The organism is Lactobacillus kullabergensis (assembly GCF_000967195.1).
GTDB classification, from domain to species: domain Bacteria; phylum Bacillota; class Bacilli; order Lactobacillales; family Lactobacillaceae; genus Lactobacillus; species Lactobacillus kullabergensis.
In genome coordinates, this window is sequence record NZ_KQ033871.1 from 255,366 (window position 1) to 277,039 (window position 21,674).

Consider the following 21,674-nt stretch of genomic DNA (forward strand, 5'->3'; position numbering starts at 1 on the left):
TTTACTGCCGCTTTTTTCTTAAGGCAAAACTTTAAAAAGAGAACAATAAAAGCAATTTCTGGATAATAATTAACAATTTACACAACAAATACGAATAATTAACTTAAAAACTTGATTATGATAAGATAATTACGAATTTTAATTAAGCAAATTAGGTTGTGTTCTGACTTTTTTTATCATAAAATTAAGAGAGTAAAAATGAAAAATAAAGATTATAGTGGTGCGATTTAATGGATAACAATAAATTTGTTGAAGTGAAAAACCTGCGAAAAGTTTATGACAATGGTCATGAAGCTATAAAAAACGTCAGCTTTTCTGTTAAAAAGGGAGACTTAGTGTGTTTATTAGGGCCATCTGGCTGTGGAAAGACAACTATTTTAAATATACTGGCTGGCCTATTGAATCCCACAGAAGGAGATATCTTATTTAATGGCAAGTCGGTGGTAAAAGTTGCACCTAAGGATCGCCATATTGGCTATGTTTTTCAAAACTATGCATTATATCCTCATATGACTGTTTTGCAAAACGTAATGTTTCCGCTGATTGTAGGGGCTAACAAAAAACCTAAAGCAGAAGCCAAAAAGATTGCCACCAAATACATGGAATTAACGCAGATTACTGAACTGGCTGATCAAAAGCCGGGCAATTTATCCGGTGGTCAGCAACAAAGGGTGGCAATTGCTCGTGCTTTGGTACAAGAACCTCAAATTCTGCTCATGGATGAACCTTTGAGCAATTTGGATGCCAGATTGCGTTTAAAGATTCGTGAGGAAATTCGTTCATTAGTCAAATCTGTTGGCATTACCACGCTTTTTGTCACTCATGATCAGGAAGAAGCATTGTCTATTGGTGATAAAATCATCCTCTTTAATGATGGTGTTATACAACAAGATGATTTAGGCCAAAACTTTTATTTAGAACCTAATAATTATTTTGTAGCCAATTTCGTCGGCAATCCAGTAATTGATAATTTTAAAATAACTAAAACTGCAAATGAATTAAAGTCAAGTCAATTTACGATAGATCTTGCTGATCTGGAGCAGTCTCGTTTTAAACGAGATTTACCAGACGGTGAGTATATCTTGTCTATTCGACCCGAAAATATTGTTCCTGACCCTGATGGTCTTTTTGAGACCACGGTGGATGATATTGAATTAATTGGACGTGAACGTATTCTGAAATTTACATTTGATAATGAGCAGGTTCGTTCACTAATTAACCTTGAAACTCCAATTAAGAGAGGCGATCAAGTTAAACTTAAAATGCGATTTAATCGGGTATTTCTTTTTACACCTGAAGGAGAGCGAGTTTACTAATGAAGACAAATCAAAAGAAGGCTTGGCTTTTTTTAGCACCAACTATTATTTTTGTCACTCTGTTTAGTATTTATCCTATTTTGCGTGCATTTGGCATGAGCTTTCAGGGTGGGTCCTTAATTGACTTAAACTGGAATGGTTTAAGCAATTATCAGTATATTTTCAATGATCCGGAATTTTGGCTGGCTATCAAGAATACGGTTCTCTATGCAATTATTTCAGTACCAATCGGCTTAATTATTTCAATTATGCTGGCGTGGATAATTTTTGACAAGGTAAAGCATAAGTCATTCTTTGAAACAACGTTTTTCATGCCATATGTTACTTCAACAATTGCCATAGGAATTGTTTTCCGTTATATCTTTAATGGTGATTACGGGATGCTGAACTTTTTGCTTAGATGTTTGCATCTGCCAGCTCCTGACTGGATTGATGACCCAGCAATGTCTTTAACTACCATTATTGTCTTTGGTATTTGGTCGTCACTGGCTTTTAACATTGTCATATTAATGGGGGCACTGCGTAATATTGATCCGAATTTTTATACAATTGCTGATATGTATGGTGCTAGCGGTCGGGATAAGTTTTGGCGCATTACTATGCCAGAGCTGGTTCCTACTATTGCTTTCTTATTAACAATGAACGTGATTGGGGCCTTTAAAATCTATACTTCTGTATACGCACTCTTTAACGGGCAAGCCGGAGTGGGTAATTCGGGAACAACTGCTGTGTTCTACATTTACAATAAGTTCCAAATTGTCGGCACCCCGGGAGTTGCGATGGCGGCAACGGTAATTTTGTTCCTGATTATTCTGTTTGCAACCTTCTTGCAACGGAAAATGATGAAGAAGATAGGAGAGAATTAAATGAAACGAATTCGGCTAGGAGTTTTATTCAGTTACATTATTTTATTTATCTTTGCCATCATTACTGTTTTCCCATTCATTTACATGATTTTAGGCGGTTTGATGAGCTTTCAGGAAACAACTTCTATTCCGCCGACACTAGTTCCCCACCATTTTGAGTGGTCTAACTACGCCAAAGTATTCGCTCGTGCGCCTTTTGGCCGCTACTTCTTCAATACGGTTTTAACAGCTAGCGTCACCACGATTGTCAGTCTGTTTAACTCATTACTCGGCGCTTTTGCCATGGTTAACTTGCGCTTTAAGGGCAAGGGCTTAATTCAAATGGTGCTTTTGTCATTATTAATGGTACCTGGTGAAGCAATTATTTTTACTAACTACAACACAATTGCTCATATGGGTTTACTTAACACTTATGTAGGACTGGTTTTGCCATTCTTGACTTCGATTTTCTACATGTATTATTTACAAAGCTATTTTGGTTCAATCTCAGATACGATTTATAAAGCAGCTATGATTGATGGCGCCAGCGATTGGGACTATATTTGGAAAATTCTAGTACCGATGTCAAAAGGTGGCTTGTTTACAGTTGGTCTTTTAAGTTTCATCTCTGGCTGGAATTCATTTCTCTGGCCATTACTGGTTACAAATGAAGATACCATGCGTTTGCTAAATAATGGTTTATCTGCCTTTGCATCCGATGCCGGTAGTGAAACGCAATTGCAACTGGCTGCTGCTACCCTGACTGTTTTACCAATTTTAGTCTTGTACCTAATCTTTAGAAAACAGATTATTAAGGGGGTGGTTCGTAATGACCTTAAAGGATAGAACCACCATTACGTTTTACAATGGTTTAAATACTATTGGCGGCCCAATGATGGAAGTAGCTTACCGTAAATCACATATTTTATTTGATTTGGGTGAAGTCTACCGACCTGAGCTCAATTTGCCTGACGAAAATTATCAGACTTTAGTGCAAAATGAACTGATTGGTGATGTACCAAACTTTTATGATCCCGAATTAACTGGCCAGCCACTTGATCATGACCGGTGGGAGCATGCTGCAGCTTACATCTCTCACCTGCACCTTGATCACAGCAAAGCCATGAATTTCTTGGCTCCAGAAATACCTTTGTATGCAGGGCCGATAACAGCTAAGATGCTGCCTGTTTTAAATGAAAAAGGAGACTTTCTGCTGCCGGCTGCAGATCATGAAGCAAGTTATACACGCCCAATTATCGCAGCAGAGTATCAAAAACCAATAGAAGTGGGCGATATAACGATGACGGTGTGGCCCAGTGATCATGATGCGTATGGCGCTACTGGTCTGATAGTTAGAACACCGGATTTGGCAATTGCCTATACTGGTGATATTCGTCTGCATGGGTATCATCCTGACTGGGTTAAAAAATTTTTAGCAGCAGCCAAAGACTGTGATGTTTTAATTACTGAAGCAACCGGATTTTCTTGGCCAGAAGAAAAGCATGAAGAAAATAGCGAAGAATTTACTGGTCCTAAAAATGAGGATGAATTGACTGCCAAATTTGTACAATTGCAAAATGACAACCCTAAGCGGCAAATTACTTTTAATACTTATCCTACCAACGTTGAGCGGCTATTGCGCATTATTTCTGATTCACCGCGTAAAGTTGTTTTGCATGCCGCAAGAGCTCATTTGCTCAAGGAAAGTTTAAATCAAGATTTTCCTTATTATTACTTGCTAGGGGAGCAGAAATTCGTTGATCTGAAACCGGAACTAGCTGTTCATTACGATGATCTGCTAAATGATGATCACGAATTCCTCTGGCAAGCAGTTGCTGATTTCGACCACTTACAAAAAGGTGGTTTGTATATTCACTCTAATGCAGAGCCATTAGGAGATTTTGACCCAGCATACAAGCCTTTTATGCAAAATCTCGCTGAGCAAAATATTGAAGTTCAGACGTTGCGTTGTTCTGGTCACGCTGACGAGCAAGAACTAAAACAAATTATTGCTTGGGTTCAACCACCAACACTTATTCCCGTGCACACATTGCATTCGGAGCTGGTGGAAAACCCTTATGGTAACAGGATTTTACCAAAACGTAACCAAACAATTGCGTTTTGATTAATCAAAAAAATGTTGTTTAGTTTTTATATTTGGGAGGTTTAACCAAATGAAGTTTAGTAAAAAGTTAGCCGCTGCGTTTGCTGTTGGTTTAACTCTTGTTGGTACTGCAGCTTGTTCAAATGGCGGAAGCAATTCTAATTCTTCCTCATCTTCAAGTTCAGAAAAAATTGCCAAAGTCAAAAAGACAACCAATATTGTTTTTTGGCATGGTATGACAGGTGTGCAACAATCGACTTTGAAGAAATTGACACAGGAATTTGAAAGCAAAAATCCTAAAATCAAGGTCAAGTTGGAGAATCAAGGTGCTTATAATGACTTACAAGCCAAAATTAATTCAACTTTGCAATCGCCTAATAACTTGCCAACCATTACTCAGGCATATCCTGACTGGCTCTTTAATGCTGCTAGCAAAAACATGCTGGTTGATTTAAAGCCATACATTAATAGTAAAGAAGTTGGTTGGGGCAGCAGTGAAGCTTCTAATATCAAGAGTGCACTTCTCGATGGTGCTAAGATTAATGGCAAACAATACGGTATTCCTTTTAACAAATCAATTGAAGTTTTGACTTATAACGCAGACTTGTTAAAGAAATATGGTATTAAAAAAGCTCCTGCAACAATGGATGAATTGAAGAAAGATTCACAAATCATCTACAAAAAGAGTAATCATAAAGTTGTTGGCGCCGGTTTTGACTCATTATCAAACTACTACACTTTAGGCATGAAGAACGAAGGCGTTGACTTCTCAAGTAAAATTGACTTTGCCGGCGACACTTCAAAGAAGGTTATTAATTTTTATGCAGATGGGATCAAAGATGGTTACTTCAGAGTAGCTGGTTCAGAACATTATTTATCTGGACCATTTGCTAACCAAAAGGTAGCAATGTACATTGGTACTTCGGCTGGTGAAGGCTTTGTTAAACAAGGTGTAGGCAACAAGTTCACTTACGATGTTGCACCTCGTCCGGGTAAATACACTATGTCACAAGGTACTGACATTTACATGTTCAAGCATGCTTCAGCTGACCAAAAGTCTGCAGCATTTACTTACATTAAGTTCTTGACTTCAAAAGCAAGTCAACTTGAATGGGCAAATGCTACTGGTTACATTCCTGTTAACCAGAGTGCTGCTGATTCTGCTGAATACAAAGAAACTAAAAAGCTTAAATTGCCAGCCAAACTTGAAGATGCAATGGCAAACTTATACAGTGTGCCAATTATCAAAAATGCTGGTGCTGCATACGGCAATTTGAATCCAGTTATGCAAAATATTTTAGCTGCTGCTCAAAAGAAGCAAAATGTTGATGACGCTATTAAAGCGGGCAAAGCAAAATTTGATGCTGCTTGGAAGCAATAAAAACTAAATAGCAATTTTTATTAAAGAGCTTGTCAATAATTGGCAAGTTCTTTTTATGCCTAAAATGGAACAAAATAAAGGTCATCTAGAAAATGTTCGGAAAATAGCTAACTATAATTGCAAATAAAGTAAAATATACAAATAAAGCCGAATTTTTGTGTCTAAATTTATTGTAATCTTGCATTATTTGCTATACAATAAATGAGTATTAATGCTCAAACTATCACTATTGAGCACTTAAAAAATTTTGGAGGAAAAAAGATATCATGAATTTCGGTAAAAAGCTGGTAGCTGTTACAGTAGCTGGCTTGGCATTAATTGGAACTGCAGCTTGTTCAAAAAGTGGCAGTTCATCATCCTCAAGTTCTAAAATACCAAAAGTAACTCAAAAAACTACAGTTGTTTTTTGGCATGGGATGCAGGGTTCTCAGGAAAAAACACTGAAAAGTTTAGCTCAGGATTTTGAAAATAAAAATCCTAAAATAAAAATCAAGCTTGAACAACAAGGTGATTACGATAACTTGCAGTCAAAAATAACTTCGACTCTGCAATCACCTAAAAATTTACCAACAATCACTCAGGCTTATCCAGGTTGGCTTGAAAGTGCCGCTAAGAATAAGATGTTGGTTGACCTTAAACCATACATTAATGATAAAAATGTAGGCTGGGGCAGTGCCTCAGCATCTGGTATTAAGGAAGACATGCTAAATGGTGCGCAAATTAAGGGCATCCAATACGGTATTCCTTTTAACAAGTCAATTGAAGTTTTAATTTATAACCCCAAGATGTTTAAGGAATATGGCATTACCAAAGTTCCTGCAACAATGGCTGAGGTTAAGAAGGCTGCACAGACTATTTACCAAAAGAGTAACCATCAAGTAGTTGGTGCAGGCTTTGATGATCTTGATAACTACTACGTTTTGGGTATGAAGAACCAGGGTGAAAATTTCTCCAGTAAAATTGACTTTACTGGTGCTAAATCCAGAAAGTTGCTCAATTACTTTATCGACGGGGAAAAAGCAGGTTACTTTAGAATGCCAGGTTCTGATAAATACTTGTACATTCCGTTTACTAACAAAAAATTGGCAATGTTTGTTACATCTTCATCAACTGAAACATGGATCAAACAGGCAGCTAAGAAAGGCTTCAATTATGAAGTTGCAGCTCGGCCAAGCAAATATACAATGTCACAAGGTACCGACATTTATATGTTCAGCCACGCCAGTGCGATGCAGAAAGCTGCTGCTTTCAAATTTATGAAATATCTTTCTTCTAAAGATAGTCAAATTAAGTGGGCTAAAGAAACCGGCTATATTCCCGTTAGTGACAGTGCCACAAAGTCTGATGAATATAAGTCGAATAAAGACTTTAAACTGCCGGCCAAATTGGAAGACATTCTTAATGCCAACTCACTATACAGTGTTCCTGTAATTAAGGACTCTAGTGCTACATTTAGTCAATTAACCCCAATTATGCAGTCAATCTTATCTGCTGCACAAAAGAACCGTAATGTTGAAAAAGCCATTACAACAGGTAAAAATAAATTTGATGCAGCTTGGAAACAATAGAAATGTGATAAAAATTAAAAAAACAGGTCTTGACCTGTTTTTTTATTTGTCGTTTTTCTCTTCAATGGTAAGATAATATTGGCATATAAAAGCTGGTAGCTACGCCAGCTAAATACAGTGGCCAGGGGTGAAAACGTGATCAAAGAACAAAAGTTTCCAGTAGAAACTAATTATAAATGGTATGATATCAGCAATTTGAGTGAAGAAGACAGTAATAAGCTGCAAATGGATTTTCATTTTACTCCTGACATGATTACCTATATTTCAGACCGACATGAACGACCCCACTATGATTATGATACTCATACGCATATCAATTTGCTGGTTTATGATGTACCTATTTGGCCCACTAAAACCATCAAGCATTTTACGGCTCACCCGATAACTTTTTTAATATCAGGGGAAAACATCTTTACTTTTCATACCCAGTCAACCAGTTATGTGTTTGATGAGTTTAATGATGCTGCTACGAGAAGAGAGCTATCAATGGCACAGGATGTTACTGAACTTTTAATGAAGTTTTTACTATATTCATCGCAGTACTTCCAGCGAGCTGTTACTCAGCTTGATGCCGAACGCAATAGTTTAGATCAAAAGCTTTCTGGTGACATAAATAACAAGGACTTGGTAGAGCTGTCCAACATTGAGAAAAGTCTGGTGTATTTGTCTAGCTCAATTCAGACTAACCTAATGATGCTGCACAGTTTAAAAATGTCTCAGTTGAACTTCACCAAGCCTGGACGTGAACGACTGGATGATGTTTTAATTGAGTCAAATCAATCTGCAGAAATGGTGAAAATTTCGCAACAGGTAACTCAAACTTTATCTGCAACTTCTAATAACATGATGAACAATAACCTGAATGATACGATGAAGTTCCTTACAGTCTGGTCTTTGGTTTTAACCATTCCCACTATTTTAACCGGCTTTTATGGTATGAACGTCAGCCTCCCAGTTGGCCATAGCTCCTCTGACTGGATTGCTATTACTGTAATAACGATCTTTTTGATGGTATGGTTGATTGTGCTAATGAAACGACATCACTTCTTTTAAACTGAGGCAAACAAATGAAAAATAAAGTTTTGATAGGCTCATTAATCACAGCACTTATTGCTTTTATCCTCTATTCTGTCAATCTTAAAAAAGTAGAGAACAGCAGCCTGAAAATTGTGGGTCAAGGACAGGAACAAGTTGTCAAAAATAAAAAGGGAAAAAACTCCGTCCGTGAACCAAAAGTTGCGACTATGGAGTATCCAAATCACATTAAAATTGCTTCCGACAGTGAGCAAAAATGGGCAGAAAAAATTGTACAGGTGATGGGGAAGGATCAAAGCTATCAAGTTTGTGTTCAAGACCTGAATAATAATAAATTTGCCCGTGTTTCTAATACGAGTCAAAGACATGGTGTAAATACTATTAGTCGCTTATTTTTACTTGTTGCTTTAACTTATCAAGAACAACATGGGCAGGCAACTGCGAATAAGGCTGTTAAAATAAAAAAAGCAGATCACGTTAAAGGTGAAAAGGTCCTGCAAAAGGGAATTGCGTATAATGCAACTTATTTGAAGCAATTAATGATGCAAGGTGACAAAACTGCAGCCAACGCTTTGTTGCGCACAGTTAAGCCAGCTACCGTTAACTCTATTATTAAGAAAATCGGTGTCCATGATACTACAATTAAAGGAAAACTTTCAGCTAAACCAGCAGCTTATACTACTGCAAATGATTTGAATAAAATTATGGTGAGTCTATACCATGACCAGATTTTAAGCAGACAATATTCCAATCAAGTTTTAGGAGCACTGAATGCTAACAAAACTAAGCCCAGGATTATCCGTAATAGCAAGGGTTTAATTTATGCTATTGGGGATAGTAAAGCCAATGTTGCACTTGTCCAGTCTAATGGTAATGCCTATTGCGTCAGCGTTTGGAGCAATAATGATCATGATTTTGTTAAACTGGGAAAGGCAGTCAACAGCTTTTTTAAATAACATTTTTGACGTATACTTTACCAAATCTTAAAAAATCGGCCCTAATAAAATCCATGTTTTAGGGCTTTTTTGATAATATAAAATAATTTACAGCATGTAGATTGTATTCTTCATGTTGTAGTGCTATATTATTCAGTATGCTGTCAGAAGGAGGGGTGAAATTGGTTAAAAAAAGAAGCCTTGATTTAGATAAGGTGATTGCGAAGGCGACGGAGCTGATTGGACGAAAGGGACTTTCCGCGACCACTCTGCCGAACCTAGCCAAAGAGTTAGGCGTTCGTTCACAGTCACTCTATCATTATGTTTCAGGTCGAAAGCAATTGTTGTCGCTTGTCGGTGCAAGCAGAATTAAAATTTTAGGTAAAAAATTAGTTGATAATTTGATCGGAATTTCGGGTGAAGAGGCTTTACTTAAATTTGCGGATATCGTCCGTGATTTTATTTTAGACGATCCCGCTTTAATTAGTATTCTCTACCATTTGAATGAGTACCAAAAAGACGATGCTATTACTCAAGAAATTTTAAAGATAATAGCTTTGGCTGACAAACTAAATTTGAGAAGTGACAGCACGGTTTCGCTCCATTCCTTAATTGGGGCAGTACTAGGATACGTTTTTTTAGATGTATCCGATTCTTTTACAGAAGAAACTAGTGAAGAGGCTGACCAAGGTTATCATGAATTAATTATTCAATTGGTTCAGCCCAAGAAATTATTGCAAAAAAATAGAAAGGAAAATCAGAGTGCATAAACTAGTAAAAAATCATATTTTCTCGTTAATTGCATGGATTTTAATTTTAATCATTTCTGTTGTGGCTTTGCCGGACGTTACAGGGTTAACCCGTGAGCACTCAAATATTTCCTTACCGTCTGACGTTCAAAGTGAAGTCGCAAAATCAATCCAAAATGATTGGGGTCCTAAACAAAAAAATACCTATCAGATTGCAGTGGTCTTTAATAAGCAAAAAGGCAAACTGACTTCCGATGATAAGAATGCCATTAATGAAACTATTGACAGATTGAAAAATGATCAGGATCAATACGGCATTAAAATGATTTTAGGCCCAGATGATAATATTGCTACTAAGAAAAAGCTGCAGTCAAAGGATAATACAACCTGGATAATGCAGTTGAATGTGGCTAAAAAGCACGGACCGGTTAATGATGTTGAGGCTGAGTTGAATAAAGCAGTCAAAACTGCTGGCATCAGGACTTATGTTACTGGTGCTGATGTTTTACAAAATGCCTTTTCAAATGCTATTCAAGAGGGAATTAAGAAAACAGAAGTAATTACCGTTATCTTTATTTTCATCGTGTTAGTGATTGTCTTCAGGTCACCAATAGTGCCCCTGATTTCATTACTGACTGTTGGGGTTTCCTTTATCACATCATTTGCGATTGTTACTAACTTAGTTAAATACCAAAACTTCCCGTTTTCTAACTTTACACAAGTCTTTATGATTATTGTGTTATTCGGAATTGGTACGGACTACAACATCCTTTTGTATGACAAGTTCAAAGAAGACCTCGGTAAAGGAATGAATCGCTATGAGGCGATGAATAGTGCCTTAAAGGTCGCTGGTAAAACCATTCTGTATTCCGGTTCTTCCATCTTAATTGGATTTTCAGCGTTAAGTCTGGCTAACTTTTCCATTTATCGCTCAGCAGTTGGTGTTGCGGTCGGCGTAGCAGTTTTATTAATAGTGCTGCTGACACTCAATCCTTTCTTCATGGCTGTTTTGGGAGAAAAAATGTTCTGGCCGGTGAAGAAGTTTACCGGTGAGCATGAAGATAAATTATGGCATGGTATTTCCAAAGCGACACTTGCTCACCCAATTATTTACTTAATTGTATTGGCTGTGGTTGTGCTTCCTTTTGGTCTTATGTATACTGGTCACTTGAATTATGATGACACTGATGAGATTGATAATAGTGCTTCAGCTAAAGCAGGGATGCTAGTTGTCGAAGATCACTTTTCAAAAGGGATGACTGAACCTTCAACACTTTATATTAAGAGTAACCATAAACTTGATAATGAAGCAGATTTGCGGTTAATTGATCAATTAACCAGACAACTCCAGGCATCTGGAGATGTGGCTTTTGTCACTTCTGTAACTCAGCCTTATGGTGAAAGCATTGATCAGCTTTACGTCAATAACCAGTTAAATACTGTCAACCAAGGTGTTGATCAAGCACGTGCCGGTTTAGGTAAATTGAGCAAGGCAAGCAAAAAAGTTACTGCTGGTGCAAGTCAATTGGCTGATGGAACAAGTCAGTTGCAAAATGGTACTAGTCAACTCCAAGATGGCGCAAGCAAATTGCAAGCTGGTACGGGTAAGCTGCAAAATGGTGCCAGCCAGTTGCAAAATGGTACTGGTCAACTGCAAGGTGGTGCAAGCCGTCTGCAGAGCGGAACCCAGCAAATGACCAGTGGCCTTAACCAGTTGAATTCTCAATTGGCAAGTGGCAGTGCTGGTATCGCAAATGCGCAGAAAAATACTAAGGCTGCTTTAGAAAAGAGCTATAAAGCTAACTTAGCAAAGAGTATTAACAGTATACCCGGTTTAACTCAACAACAGAAGATGGCTGCCATGCAAGCTGCTGGTGCTGCTTTAGAAAAATCATGGGCAGAAGCTTCTGCTTCAATGCCAGATGTATCTGGCCAAATGGGTCAGCTGCAATCTGGTGTCGGCAGACTGGCTACTGCTTCTGGTCAATTAAATAGTGGTGCTTCTACTCTAAATGGCGGTATTGGTCAACTTAATTCCAGTGCAGGTCAATTAAGCTCAGGTATTGGTCAAGTTAATTCCAGTACTGGTCAATTAAGCTCAGGCATTGGCCAATTGAATTCCAGTGTTGGTCAACTAAATACTGGTGCAGGGAAATTGGCTTCAAGTACACCAAAGATTACCAATGGGGTAGATGAAGTTAATAGTGGACTTGGTCAAGGTGCAGCTTATCTTAATGGTTTAGCTAGTTCCTCAGCCGCAGATACTTTCTATATCCCAAAGGAATTTATTAAAAACGATACTTTCCAAACCTCAATTAAAAATTATCTGAGTCCTGATAAGAAATCTGCAATGCTTATGATTGTCTTTAAGTCAAATCCAAGTAGTCTTAAAGCAACCAAGAAGGCGCAGGATCTGAGTTTGATGGCTAAGAAGTCCTTAGCAGGAACCAGGCTCAAAAAGGCTACAGTAGCAATGGGCGGAGAGAGTTCTAACATTGCTGACATCAAAGATATTGCCAACAGAGACTTTATTAGAACTGCTGCCATAATGTTGATTGGTATTGGAATTGCCCTCATTTTTGTAACTCGTTCACTTTTGCAACCAGTTTATATCCTGGGTACTCTTTTGATTGCATACTTCTGTTCATTATCAATTACAGAATGGGTAGTAAAAGCTGCATTAGGCAAATCCATGCTGACCTGGAACACACCGTTCTTTGGCTTCATCATGTTAATTGCCCTGGGCGTTGACTACAGTATCTTCTTAATGACTCGCTATCGTGAACTTGAAGACGGTAAGCCAAGTCAAAGAATGCTAAAGGCTTGTGGTATTATCGGCACAGTTGTAGTTTCAGCTGCTATCATTTTAGGTGGTACTTTTGCTGCGCTAATCCCTTCAGGGATTCCAACTCTGATTGAAGTGGCCTTGGCAGTGATTATTGGACTGATAATCTTAGTCTTTATTATGCCGATCACTTTGTCTGCTGCTGTCAAGTTGACCTATGAAGGTGTCCATTGGCACAAGAATAAGCGTGCTAAGAAATAATTGAACTTTATTAAAAGGTTGAAATTCTCATTTAGAGAGTTTCAGCTTTTTTGTTAGTGAAATATGTTTTCTGACAGGTTTACAAAAGTTAATTTATTATAGTATAATATTTTTAATTAAATTTTAAGCAGAAAGTAAGGAATACTGGAATGTCAAGACAAGTAAATAATCAGTAAGCTCTCGTTAAAGTTTTAAACAATTAATCACTTTTTTAATTTTGAACCTAACGTAGAGCGAATCACTTTTGCAGATAGAGTAATTTTTGCAATTCAATGAACTGCAGCTTATTTAGTGTATTATGTGTACACGTTGAGGTTTTATAAGTGGAATTAATTAAAATAGATTATTTACAAATTGGCGTGGCAGCTTCTAAACTGCTGACTGTCTCAAATTTGAGCATCAATTCTGGGCAAAAAATTGGCTTAATTGGCAACAATGGTGCCGGTAAAACAACTTTAATGCGAATACTTGCTCAAGAAAAATTAACAGATTCATTTACTGTTAAAGGCACGGTTTCCAGCAATTGTAATTTTGCTTATGTTTCACAATTGCTTGATGCTGGGGATAAGAGCGGTGGACAAAGGGAAAAATTGGCTCTCAATAAGGCCGTCACCCAATTAAAAAATATGCCTAACGGTTTGCTGCTTTTGGACGAACCCACTTCTAATTTGGATATTACCCAGCAACAATGGTTAATAAAGTTAATAAGTAAAAGCAAAATTGCCTGTTTAATTATCAGTCATGACCAGAATTTTTTGAACAAAGTTTGTGATTCAATCTGGTATATTCAAAATAAAGAAGTACACAATTTCTCAGGGACTTATGAAGAGTTTCGCAGCTTTAGCGAAGATCAGCGAAAACGGGCAGAAACGACTTATGAGCAAAAGAAAAAGCACCTTGAGCAGTTAAAGAGAAGTTATAATCTGCATTTTAATAAGGCCAGAACTTTCTCTCACAACAAAAAGGGACTTTCTTCATCTGATTGGCGGTCAAAGTCAATGGGAAAACAAAAAACTGTAAATAATGTTATAAGAGCAAGTAAGAATCTTGCTAGCCGCATCAATAAGGAAAAAGCAGAAATAAAGAAGCCGCAAATGCATCATGCGATTACCTTAAAAAATGGCAACAATGCAATAACTGATTTATCGATTTCTCCTAAAAGCAAGGCATTACGGCTGGAGAAACAGCAGGTTAATGCTTATGGTCAAGAGTTGTTTAGCATTACTCAGGAAGCAAATCTTACTTATAGCTCAAAAGTAGTTTTAACTGGGCAAAACGGGATTGGTAAGACAGTTTTTCTGAAAAAAATCAAGAATAGACAGTTAACCGGTTTTTATAATTCTAAATTGAAAATAGGTTATTTTAACCAGAATATTGTTACTAGCCAAACTGATAAAACCCTGATAGATTCTCTTTTTGCTACCAGTATATTTGATGATAGTTCGACTATGCAGGTTTTAGGTGATCTACATTTACGTCAATACGGGCAGCATAAAATAAGTGATCTTAGTGGTGGGCAGCTCGTGTGTTTCAACTTAGCTAAGATACTTACAGGTCAATATAATTTATTGCTGCTGGATGAACCGACTAACTTTTTAGATATTGCATCGGTTAATGCCTTAGCCGAATTTGTCACTGCTTATCCCTTTGCCATGATTCTCGTATCGCACGATCAGGCATTTATCAAGCAACTTGAAGCTGTAAAATGGCAAATTAAGGACAGATGCTTAATAACCTCCGCATCCCAGAAGAAAAGGTCTAGAAAAAGCAATGATAATGAATTAGAATTGCTCAAGTTCAAGCTTGATCAATTAATGCTTGACTCCCAGACTTCAATTTCTGAAATAAAGCGGGTTAAGAAACAAATTCAAAATTTACAATAAAAAGCTGTATTAAAATAGTGATAAAGAGTTTTCCTTATCGCTATTTTTGTTTTATGATTAAGCTATTAATAATTATTGATTAAAGGAAGTTTCTTATGACTACTTGTCCAAACTGTGGCCGTCCCATTAACGATGCGGATGTTACCTGTCCTAACTGCCATTTTGATTTACAAAAATACCGTGAGACTTTTTTCACTGACCAACATCAAAAGGCAAACTATGAAGATGAAGAAGCCGGTAAAAAAATAGCCAGTCGCAAGGTATACCGGCAAGAATTTTATCCGAAAAAGCAAAATTCGGTTATCGAGCGAATGTTGCAATGGATTCATGTTAACAGCATGATTGTTTTTCTATTGGGAATTGCTTTACTAATTCTCATGAGTTTTTCCCGCAGCTTTGGTTGGATTTGCTTTTTTGCATTGCTTGTCTGGCTTTACTTTGTTTGCAGTCGTCAAGAAAAAATTGATCGTTATACCGTGGATGAGCGCTTAACACAAAAAATTAATCAATTGGGTTCTAACATGTTCAATGATGTGGCTGAATCGAAAGAAAAAGTTAAATCGAAAAGCAGATTAGCCCAGAAGGGTATAAAATATAAAGAAAATGTTCAGGTAAAGAAGCATTTTACCTATGTGCAGCTTCTAGTTGTTTTGGTGGCAGTAATAAACCTGATAGTTTTATTTACTGGATCTGGTGCATCTGTTTTAGACATGACTTACGGGCAAAAAATGTCAATTACTAGGGTTGTCTTCGGACTTGCTGGCAGACTTTTTTCTTCAAATGCCACACTGCTTTCAGGTGTCTTACTTTGTGTAATATGGTTAATAATTGTTTTGATTCCTCTATTTATCATTTATCACACGTTGAGAGATACTAAAAAGAGCAGGTTGATCGCATTTTTACTTTCTTTGATTGAAACTATTTTTCTAATTTACATTATTTATAGAATGTCTAATAGTACACTGTCTAATCATGGTATTTTACACAGCATTACCAGTCAACTGCTTTTATACGCAGTTTCAATTGGCGCTTCAACTTATTTCTTAATTTTAGCTAGCGTGATGACGACTGGACTGACAGGGTATAATTTATTTCGTCACCGTCAAAAGCAATAATAAAAATAAAAAGCTGATAGATCAACGTTCTTATTTAGTAACGCAGTTTATCAGCTTTTTAATTTATATCTTAATGATAAGTTATTTGGTTGGCATTGATATTACTAAGTGCTGGTTTACGAATGCCATCAAACCTAAATCACTAAGCTCACGGCCATAGCCAGATTTCTTAACACCACCAAATGGTAATTCACCGGAACTAATCCATGTGCCGTTGATTACGCTCATACCAGTTTCAATTTGTGCAGCTACATTTTGAGCACGTTTAATGTCGGAACTGATAACAGAAGAACCCAAACCATAACTAGAATCGTTTGCTAAAGCAATAGCGGCGTCTTCATCTTCGACTTCGTAAACAGTAGCAACTGGACCAAAGAACTCCTGGTCAAATGCCGGATTATTACGATCAACATTGGTTAGAATAGTTGGACGGAAGAATGCACCATCTGAATCAATTTCAGGATATTGGTAGAAAATTTTTGCTCCTCCCGCAAGGGCACTATCTAATTGTTTTGTTAGTTTTTCCTTTGCGTTCTGTGAATTCATTGGCGGCAAGGTAGTACTTGGGTCAAGTGGATCTCCAGGCTTCAAACTAGAAAAGACCTCTTTTAATTCATGCAATGTTTCTTCGTAGCGAGACTTAACAACAATAATGCGTTTGGAAGAAGTACATACCTGTCCGTCATTATAAGTTCTGGCTGAACTAAGCGCCTGCTTTAAAACTTCAGGATCAGCGTCATCAAGGATAATGAAGGCATCATTACCACCAAGCTCCATAGTAGATTTCTTCAGGTTTTTGCCCGCATTTTCAGCAACTGAAGAACCACCGCGTTCTGAGCCGGTCAATGCTACGCCCTGAATTCTAGGATCGGCAATCATTTGATCAAGTTGGTCGTAGCTTGGATACATATTAATCAAACTTCCCTCAGGAGCACCTGCCTGTTTAATAATTTTAGCAATCAAAGCTGCAGAGCCTGGAACATTGTGGGCATGCTTCAAAATAATAGGATTACCAACAATAAAGTTTGGAGCAAATACCCTGATTACTTGATAAAGAGGGAAATTCCATGGCTCACAGGCCATGATTACGCCAGTTGCCTGCTTTAGGTAATATGCATCGCCTAATTTGGAATCAATTGGTTCTGGTTTTAACAATTCAGGACCTTTGTCGGCAAAGTAATCGCAAATAGATACACAAAGATCAACTTCACCTTCAGATTCTCCAATCATTTTACCCATCTCACGAGTCATGATTTCTGCCATTTCTTTTTTATGCTCGCGTAAACCGTCTGCTACTTTGTGTAATGTTGCTGTTCGGGTTTCAGGGCCTTCATTACGCCACTTGTGGTAAAGTGCATCGGTCAAGTTTAAAGCGTCTTCAATTTGTTCAGCTGTAGGATTGTCATAGCTGGCAAAAGTTTCATTAGTATATGGATTAATAGATTGATATTTAGCCATAATATTATCTCCTTAAATTTTAATCAGGATAGATTTTTCTCAAAATCAATATAAACCGTTTTCATTAATCATTATAGCACATATAGAATATTTTACTAATAATTAGTAAGTAAAAATAAAGATTTATTTTATTGCATTTAAAAGATAAGTTAATGATTCCTCTAAATACTGAGCAGCATAAGTCATTGCATGCCGATTACCCGCTATTAGTTTAAGGTCTACAGCGTGATTATTTTGAGCCAAAAAGTCAATAAAATTAAGTAAATATCTAATAGGTGCCAACTCGTCTGCAGAATTGATCATTAATAATTGTTGTAGATTGCTGTAATCATATGAATCTGCGTCAATCTTTTTTAACACCTTTTCATCTTCAGAGCCTGCATATGCTAAAGTAAAATATTTATAAAAAGCGTTGTTAATATCATGTTGGTTGCTCAAGCCTAGTTCTTTATGACCATCAACTGCAGGCGTGACGTTCTGGTGGTCTTTCATCCAGGCAGAATAACTGACAGGAGCAGACCATGTTACTGTTGGGAAACCATACTTGCCTGCAATATTTAGCGCCATTGTGCCACCACTGCTGGCACCAATTTGAGTAATGTCAACTTTTTTATTAATTACATAATCGCTTTGCATTAGCCATTTGACAAAGTTAATACTGTCTTGGTGTGCGGCTGGAAAAGTATGCTGTGGAGCAAGAGAATAGTTAGGTGCAAAAACAGTAAAACCTTTATCAGAAATTTTTTGACATAAGTCCTTAATACTGTTTTTATCTCCCCGAAACCAGCCACCACCATGCCAAAACAGCAATATTTTGTCACCAAAACCGACTTTGTCCGGCTTATAAATATCTACCTTAAGTTTTCTTTGTTCATCATAAGTGACATCATTGATAATTTCTGCCATCCGATTTTCCTCCCAAAAATTGTATTTTTAATATCTATTATAATGTAATTAAAGGTCGGTTTTTGCTAAAAACCCAATTTGTTTTTACTTTAAGAAAAAATAATTAAAAAATTTTAATTATTATTATTTAATGACTTAAAAAGTAATCACTATGCTTATTTTTTGGTAAAATTAGGCTTAACATTGGAGGTAAGCTATGCATCTGTCTGCTAAAGCTAGTCGAAGACTGATTAATATCTTGACCGTTGTCAGCGGGATTATTATCATTTTGTTATGTATATATTGGTATAGATTGGGAATATTTACCAGTCAAGCCAAAATGAAAGCATATTTGGCTGACAAGAAAATAATCGGGCCGATTATTTTTGTTTTGATTCAGATAATTCAGGTTGTTATTCCTATTATTCCTGGTGGCGTTTCACTTTTGGGTGGAGTTATTTTCTTTGGACCTGTAGCTGGTTTTATTTACAACTACGTGGGAATTTGTATTGGATCAATTATTGACTTCTTTTTAGCACGTTTTTACGGCAGACCTTTTATTCTTCATATTGTCTCTGAAAAAACTCTTGATAAATATATGAAGTGGACTAAAAACCAGCGGAAATTCAACTGGTTTTTTGCAATCTGCATTGTGGCTCCAATGGCACCAGATGATGTTTTATGTCTTTTGGCAGGTTTAACTGATATGAAGTTTTGGACCTATTTTTGGATTATCATATTGGGCAAACCCTGGACTATTGCAGCATACAGTTTTGCGCTGGAATTTGGCATGGACTGGCTGCTTAGATTGACTGGTCATTAATGGACAGCCGAATTTATTTTCGTCCTTTTAAACTATCGGATGCACCTACTTTGCTAAAATGGGGACAAGATCAATATTATCGGCGTTTAGCAGGTTTTGGGCATTATCAAAATCTGGCGGAAGCTGAGGTTGCTGCAGGAAAGTATGCCGCAAGAAAGTATAGTTATGCAATTTGTCTTAGAAATACCTGGCAATTAATTGGCTTAGCTGAACTATATAATAGAGGTACAAGCGAAGAAGAATTATTACATACCAAGGAAATAGGTTTTTTACTTGATAAAAATTTTTCTGGTCAAGGTTATATGACTGAAGCCTTAAATTTACTTTTAAATTATGCGTTTAAAAAGCTCAATCAATCTGAAATTTGGGCTGGCACTTTTAAAAATAATTTTCGCTCACAAAATTTACTTACTCGACTAGGCTTTAAATATATTTATTCGGTCGATATGAGTATGGTAAGTACGCTATTTCAATATCAGGAAGATTATTTTTTGCTGAAAAAGGCAGATTGGCTTAAAAGAGAAAAGTGATTTAAATTTGGCACAATCTTTTTACAAAAATAATTATAAAAACATTAAATATTGTTTGCTAAAAAAAGCATAATAGCTTAAAATAATATCCAAACACGGAATCCTCAGACTGATTCAGAGAGTTCGCATCTTGGTGCAAGCGAATAGATGTCGTTTCCAGATTCCATTAATGTGGGTAATTAATAATTACACGGCACGCGGCATCGTTATCGCCGATTTAATGAAGTGCAGCTAAATATTTAGCTGAAACTGGGTGGTACCGCGAAGCCATGTATGAGCCAATTCGTCCCAATCTTGTGGGATGAGTTGGCTTTTTTTGTGGAGGTAAAAAGATGCTGGATATAAAGGTGATTCGCGAGAATCTTGACTGGGCCAAGGATAAGCTTGGCAGACGTGGCGTTAAGCCGGAAGAGATTGATGAACTGGTTAAAATTGATGCCGATCGGCGTGAAGAATTGAACCGCAGTGAACAATTAAAAGCTGAACGCAATACAGTTTCAAAGAAAATTGCGGAAATTAAAAGAAACAAAGAAGATGCTTCTGCTGCAGTTAAAAAAATGCGTGAAGTAGGACAGGAAATTAAGGAACTTGATGATAAAGTTGCTGAATTGACTGAAAAGCAAGATTACATCTTGCTAAGACTGCCTAATTTCCCGGACGATTCTGATCCAATCGGACCTGATGAAAGTTATAATGAAGAAGTTCGCAAGTGGCATGAACCGACTAAGTTAGCCTTTAAGCCTAAGGCACATTGGGATATTGGTACTGATCTCGATATTTTGGATTGGGACAGAGGAGCTAAAGTTTCTGGTGCTCGTTTTGTCTATTATAAAGGTGCTGGTGCTTTACTTGAGCGGGCTGTTTTTAACTTCTTCTTAGATGAAAACACTAAAGAAGGCTACACCGAAATAATTCCGCCATATTTGGTTAACGATGAATCAATGCAGGGCACTGGACAATTTCCTAAATTCCGTGAAGATGTGTACACCATTGTTGATAACGACAACCCTGACAAGCCACGTGATTTAACTTTGATTCCAACTGCTGAAGTTCCGCTTGTTAACTATTTCCGTGACGAAATTATTCATGGTGAGAAGCTGCCAATCAATGTAACTGCATTGTCTCCAGCATTTAGAAGTGAAGCTGGTTCAGCTGGACGTGATACTCGCGGTCTGATTAGAATGCATGAATTTAGAAAAGTTGAAATGGTTAAAATTTGCAAGCAGGAAGATTCTTGGGATGAATTAGAGAAACTAACTCATAATGCTGAGCACTTGTTGCAAAAACTTGACTTGCCATATCATGTGGTAGCTTTGTCTACTGGGGATGCCAGCTTTACCAGTGCTAAAACTTATGATTTGGAAGTTTGGATGCCGGCTCAAGATAAGTATCGTGAAATTTCCAGTTGCTCAAATTGTACTGACTTTCAAGCTCGTCGTGCGCAAATTCGCTATCGTGATGATGATGGCAAACTGCATTTGGCACATACTCTTAACGGCTCCGGATTAGCTGTTGGTAGAACTGTGGCTGCAATTTTAGAAAACTATCAAAATGAAGATGGAACAGTTACCGTACCAGAAGTTTTGGTTCCTTATATGAATGGAATGACAAAGATTAATAAGGAAGAAACTTTGATTTAATGAGTAGCACTTTGCTATGATTTCGCAGGTTGAATAAACTTGCGAAATTTTTTTGCCCAAATTTTTGTTAATAGAAGTGGCAAAAATAACTAAATTACGAATAATTGGTTAATTGGTCTAGTCTAAAAAGTAAAAAAACTGGTCTGACAGGTATTAGTGAAAACTAATTTGAAATCAATTTTACTTAAATAACGAACAAAATGATTAATTTGACGAATGAGTACAAAAAGAGTAAGGTATTACATGTGTCTGAGCGAGTTACGACAAATAACAAGTTCAACATAAATCGAGCAAAAGCAGTTGACAAAAGCGAGCTGCTTTAGTAAGATAATAAACGCTGTCGGGCAAGACGGCAAACAGG

The 21,674-nt window shown here is 37.0% G+C and carries 17 protein-coding genes; 15 read left to right on the top strand and 2 right to left on the bottom strand.

Translation table 11 applies throughout. The annotated features are described in order from the left end of the window. Positions 1–230: 230 nt before the first annotated feature. The 12 genes from JF76_RS01725 to JF76_RS01780 all read left to right on the top strand — a co-directional run bounded on the left by JF76_RS01725 (position 231) and on the right by JF76_RS01780 (position 15,977). Positions 231–1,316 carry an ABC transporter ATP-binding protein gene (locus tag JF76_RS01725; RefSeq protein WP_045927554.1) on the top strand — a complete coding sequence of 362 codons (1,086 nt, stop codon included), beginning with the start codon at positions 231–233 and terminating at the stop codon, positions 1,314–1,316. Then, complete coding sequence (locus JF76_RS01730) at positions 1,316–2,182, top strand: carbohydrate ABC transporter permease (RefSeq protein WP_045927555.1); 867 nt, start codon at positions 1,316–1,318, stop codon at positions 2,180–2,182. The genes JF76_RS01725 and JF76_RS01730 overlap by 1 nt, the downstream gene beginning before the upstream one ends. Next, positions 2,183–3,007 carry a carbohydrate ABC transporter permease gene (locus JF76_RS01735; protein ID WP_045927556.1) on the top strand — a complete coding sequence of 275 codons (825 nt, stop codon included), beginning with the start codon at positions 2,183–2,185 and terminating at the stop codon, positions 3,005–3,007. After that, entirely contained in the window at positions 2,991–4,286 is a 1,296-nt protein-coding gene (locus JF76_RS01740; RefSeq protein WP_045927557.1) for an MBL fold metallo-hydrolase, read from the top strand. The genes JF76_RS01735 and JF76_RS01740 overlap by 17 nt, the downstream gene beginning before the upstream one ends. A gap of 49 nt (positions 4,287–4,335) precedes the next feature. Further along, on the top strand, positions 4,336–5,646 hold the full coding sequence (locus JF76_RS01745) for an extracellular solute-binding protein (protein ID WP_045927558.1): 1,311 nt from the start codon (positions 4,336–4,338) through the stop codon (positions 5,644–5,646). 266 nt (positions 5,647–5,912) lie between these two features. Continuing rightward, the gene (locus JF76_RS01750) at positions 5,913–7,214 is read left to right on the top strand and encodes an extracellular solute-binding protein (protein WP_045927559.1); all 1,302 of its coding nucleotides are present in this window, start codon (positions 5,913–5,915) and stop codon (positions 7,212–7,214) included. A gap of 135 nt (positions 7,215–7,349) precedes the next feature. Further along, positions 7,350–8,267 (top strand): magnesium transporter CorA family protein, encoded by a 918-nt coding sequence (locus JF76_RS01755; RefSeq protein ID WP_045927560.1) that lies wholly within the window; start codon positions 7,350–7,352, stop codon positions 8,265–8,267. 14 nt (positions 8,268–8,281) lie between these two features. Continuing rightward, entirely contained in the window at positions 8,282–9,205 is a 924-nt protein-coding gene (locus JF76_RS01760; protein WP_045927561.1) for a serine hydrolase, read from the top strand. A gap of 161 nt (positions 9,206–9,366) precedes the next feature. Then, positions 9,367–9,954 carry a TetR/AcrR family transcriptional regulator gene (locus JF76_RS01765; RefSeq protein ID WP_045927562.1) on the top strand — a complete coding sequence of 196 codons (588 nt, stop codon included), beginning with the start codon at positions 9,367–9,369 and terminating at the stop codon, positions 9,952–9,954. Then, on the top strand, positions 9,947–12,979 hold the full coding sequence (locus tag JF76_RS01770) for an MMPL family transporter (RefSeq protein WP_045927563.1): 3,033 nt from the start codon (positions 9,947–9,949) through the stop codon (positions 12,977–12,979). The genes JF76_RS01765 and JF76_RS01770 overlap by 8 nt, the downstream gene beginning before the upstream one ends. Before the next feature lie 323 nt (positions 12,980–13,302). Next, positions 13,303–14,862 (top strand): ATP-binding cassette domain-containing protein, encoded by a 1,560-nt coding sequence (locus tag JF76_RS01775; RefSeq protein WP_045927564.1) that lies wholly within the window; start codon positions 13,303–13,305, stop codon positions 14,860–14,862. A 95-nt stretch (positions 14,863–14,957) separates the two neighbouring features. Next, a complete protein-coding gene (locus tag JF76_RS01780) occupies positions 14,958–15,977 on the top strand; it encodes a zinc ribbon domain-containing protein (RefSeq protein ID WP_045927565.1) in 1,020 nt (339 codons plus the stop codon). 81 nt (positions 15,978–16,058) lie between these two features. Here the strand turns inward: JF76_RS01780 and JF76_RS01785 are convergent, their stop codons facing one another. Continuing rightward, the gene (locus tag JF76_RS01785; protein ID WP_045927566.1) at positions 16,059–17,435 is read right to left on the bottom strand and encodes an NAD-dependent succinate-semialdehyde dehydrogenase; all 1,377 of its coding nucleotides are present in this window, start codon (positions 17,433–17,435) and stop codon (positions 16,059–16,061) included. A gap of 123 nt (positions 17,436–17,558) precedes the next feature. Further along, complete coding sequence (locus JF76_RS01790) at positions 17,559–18,341, bottom strand: alpha/beta hydrolase (RefSeq protein ID WP_045927567.1); 783 nt, start codon at positions 18,339–18,341, stop codon at positions 17,559–17,561. A 196-nt stretch (positions 18,342–18,537) separates the two neighbouring features. On the opposite strand from JF76_RS01790, the gene JF76_RS01795 reads away from it, so the two are divergent. The 3 genes from JF76_RS01795 to serS all read left to right on the top strand — a co-directional run bounded on the left by JF76_RS01795 (position 18,538) and on the right by serS (position 21,313). Next, the gene (locus JF76_RS01795; protein ID WP_034978773.1) at positions 18,538–19,143 is read left to right on the top strand and encodes a TVP38/TMEM64 family protein; all 606 of its coding nucleotides are present in this window, start codon (positions 18,538–18,540) and stop codon (positions 19,141–19,143) included. Then, a complete protein-coding gene (locus JF76_RS01800) occupies positions 19,143–19,673 on the top strand; it encodes a GNAT family N-acetyltransferase (RefSeq protein WP_045927568.1) in 531 nt (176 codons plus the stop codon). Before JF76_RS01795 ends, JF76_RS01800 begins: the two co-directional genes overlap by 1 nt. Positions 19,674–20,005: 332 nt before the next feature. After that, positions 20,006–21,313 (top strand): serine--tRNA ligase, encoded by a 1,308-nt coding sequence (gene serS, locus JF76_RS01805; protein ID WP_045927569.1) that lies wholly within the window; start codon positions 20,006–20,008, stop codon positions 21,311–21,313. The last annotated feature ends 361 nt before the right edge of the window (positions 21,314–21,674 follow it).

What these genes read in the sequence shown, in the direction of transcription:
- JF76_RS01735 (WP_045927556.1), top strand. Translation starts at nt 2,183, where the DNA reads ATGAAACGAATTCGGCTAGGAGTTTTATTCAGTTACATTATTTTATTT.
- JF76_RS01760 (WP_045927561.1), top strand. Translation starts at nt 8,282, where the DNA reads ATGAAAAATAAAGTTTTGATAGGCTCATTAATCACAGCACTTATTGCT.
- JF76_RS01750 (WP_045927559.1), top strand. Translation starts at nt 5,913, where the DNA reads ATGAATTTCGGTAAAAAGCTGGTAGCTGTTACAGTAGCTGGCTTGGCA.
- JF76_RS01780 (WP_045927565.1), top strand. Translation starts at nt 14,958, where the DNA reads ATGACTACTTGTCCAAACTGTGGCCGTCCCATTAACGATGCGGATGTT.
- JF76_RS01795 (WP_034978773.1), top strand. Translation starts at nt 18,538, where the DNA reads ATGCATCTGTCTGCTAAAGCTAGTCGAAGACTGATTAATATCTTGACC.
- JF76_RS01790 (WP_045927567.1), bottom strand. Translation starts at nt 18,341, where the DNA reads ATGGCAGAAATTATCAATGATGTCACTTATGATGAACAAAGAAAACTT.
- JF76_RS01725 (WP_045927554.1), top strand. Translation starts at nt 231, where the DNA reads ATGGATAACAATAAATTTGTTGAAGTGAAAAACCTGCGAAAAGTTTAT.
- JF76_RS01730 (WP_045927555.1), top strand. Translation starts at nt 1,316, where the DNA reads ATGAAGACAAATCAAAAGAAGGCTTGGCTTTTTTTAGCACCAACTATT.
- serS (WP_045927569.1), top strand. Translation starts at nt 20,006, where the DNA reads ATGCTGGATATAAAGGTGATTCGCGAGAATCTTGACTGGGCCAAGGAT.
- JF76_RS01785 (WP_045927566.1), bottom strand. Translation starts at nt 17,435, where the DNA reads ATGGCTAAATATCAATCTATTAATCCATATACTAATGAAACTTTTGCC.
- JF76_RS01740 (WP_045927557.1), top strand. Translation starts at nt 2,991, where the DNA reads ATGACCTTAAAGGATAGAACCACCATTACGTTTTACAATGGTTTAAAT.
- JF76_RS01800 (WP_045927568.1), top strand. Translation starts at nt 19,143, where the DNA reads ATGGACAGCCGAATTTATTTTCGTCCTTTTAAACTATCGGATGCACCT.
- JF76_RS01745 (WP_045927558.1), top strand. Translation starts at nt 4,336, where the DNA reads ATGAAGTTTAGTAAAAAGTTAGCCGCTGCGTTTGCTGTTGGTTTAACT.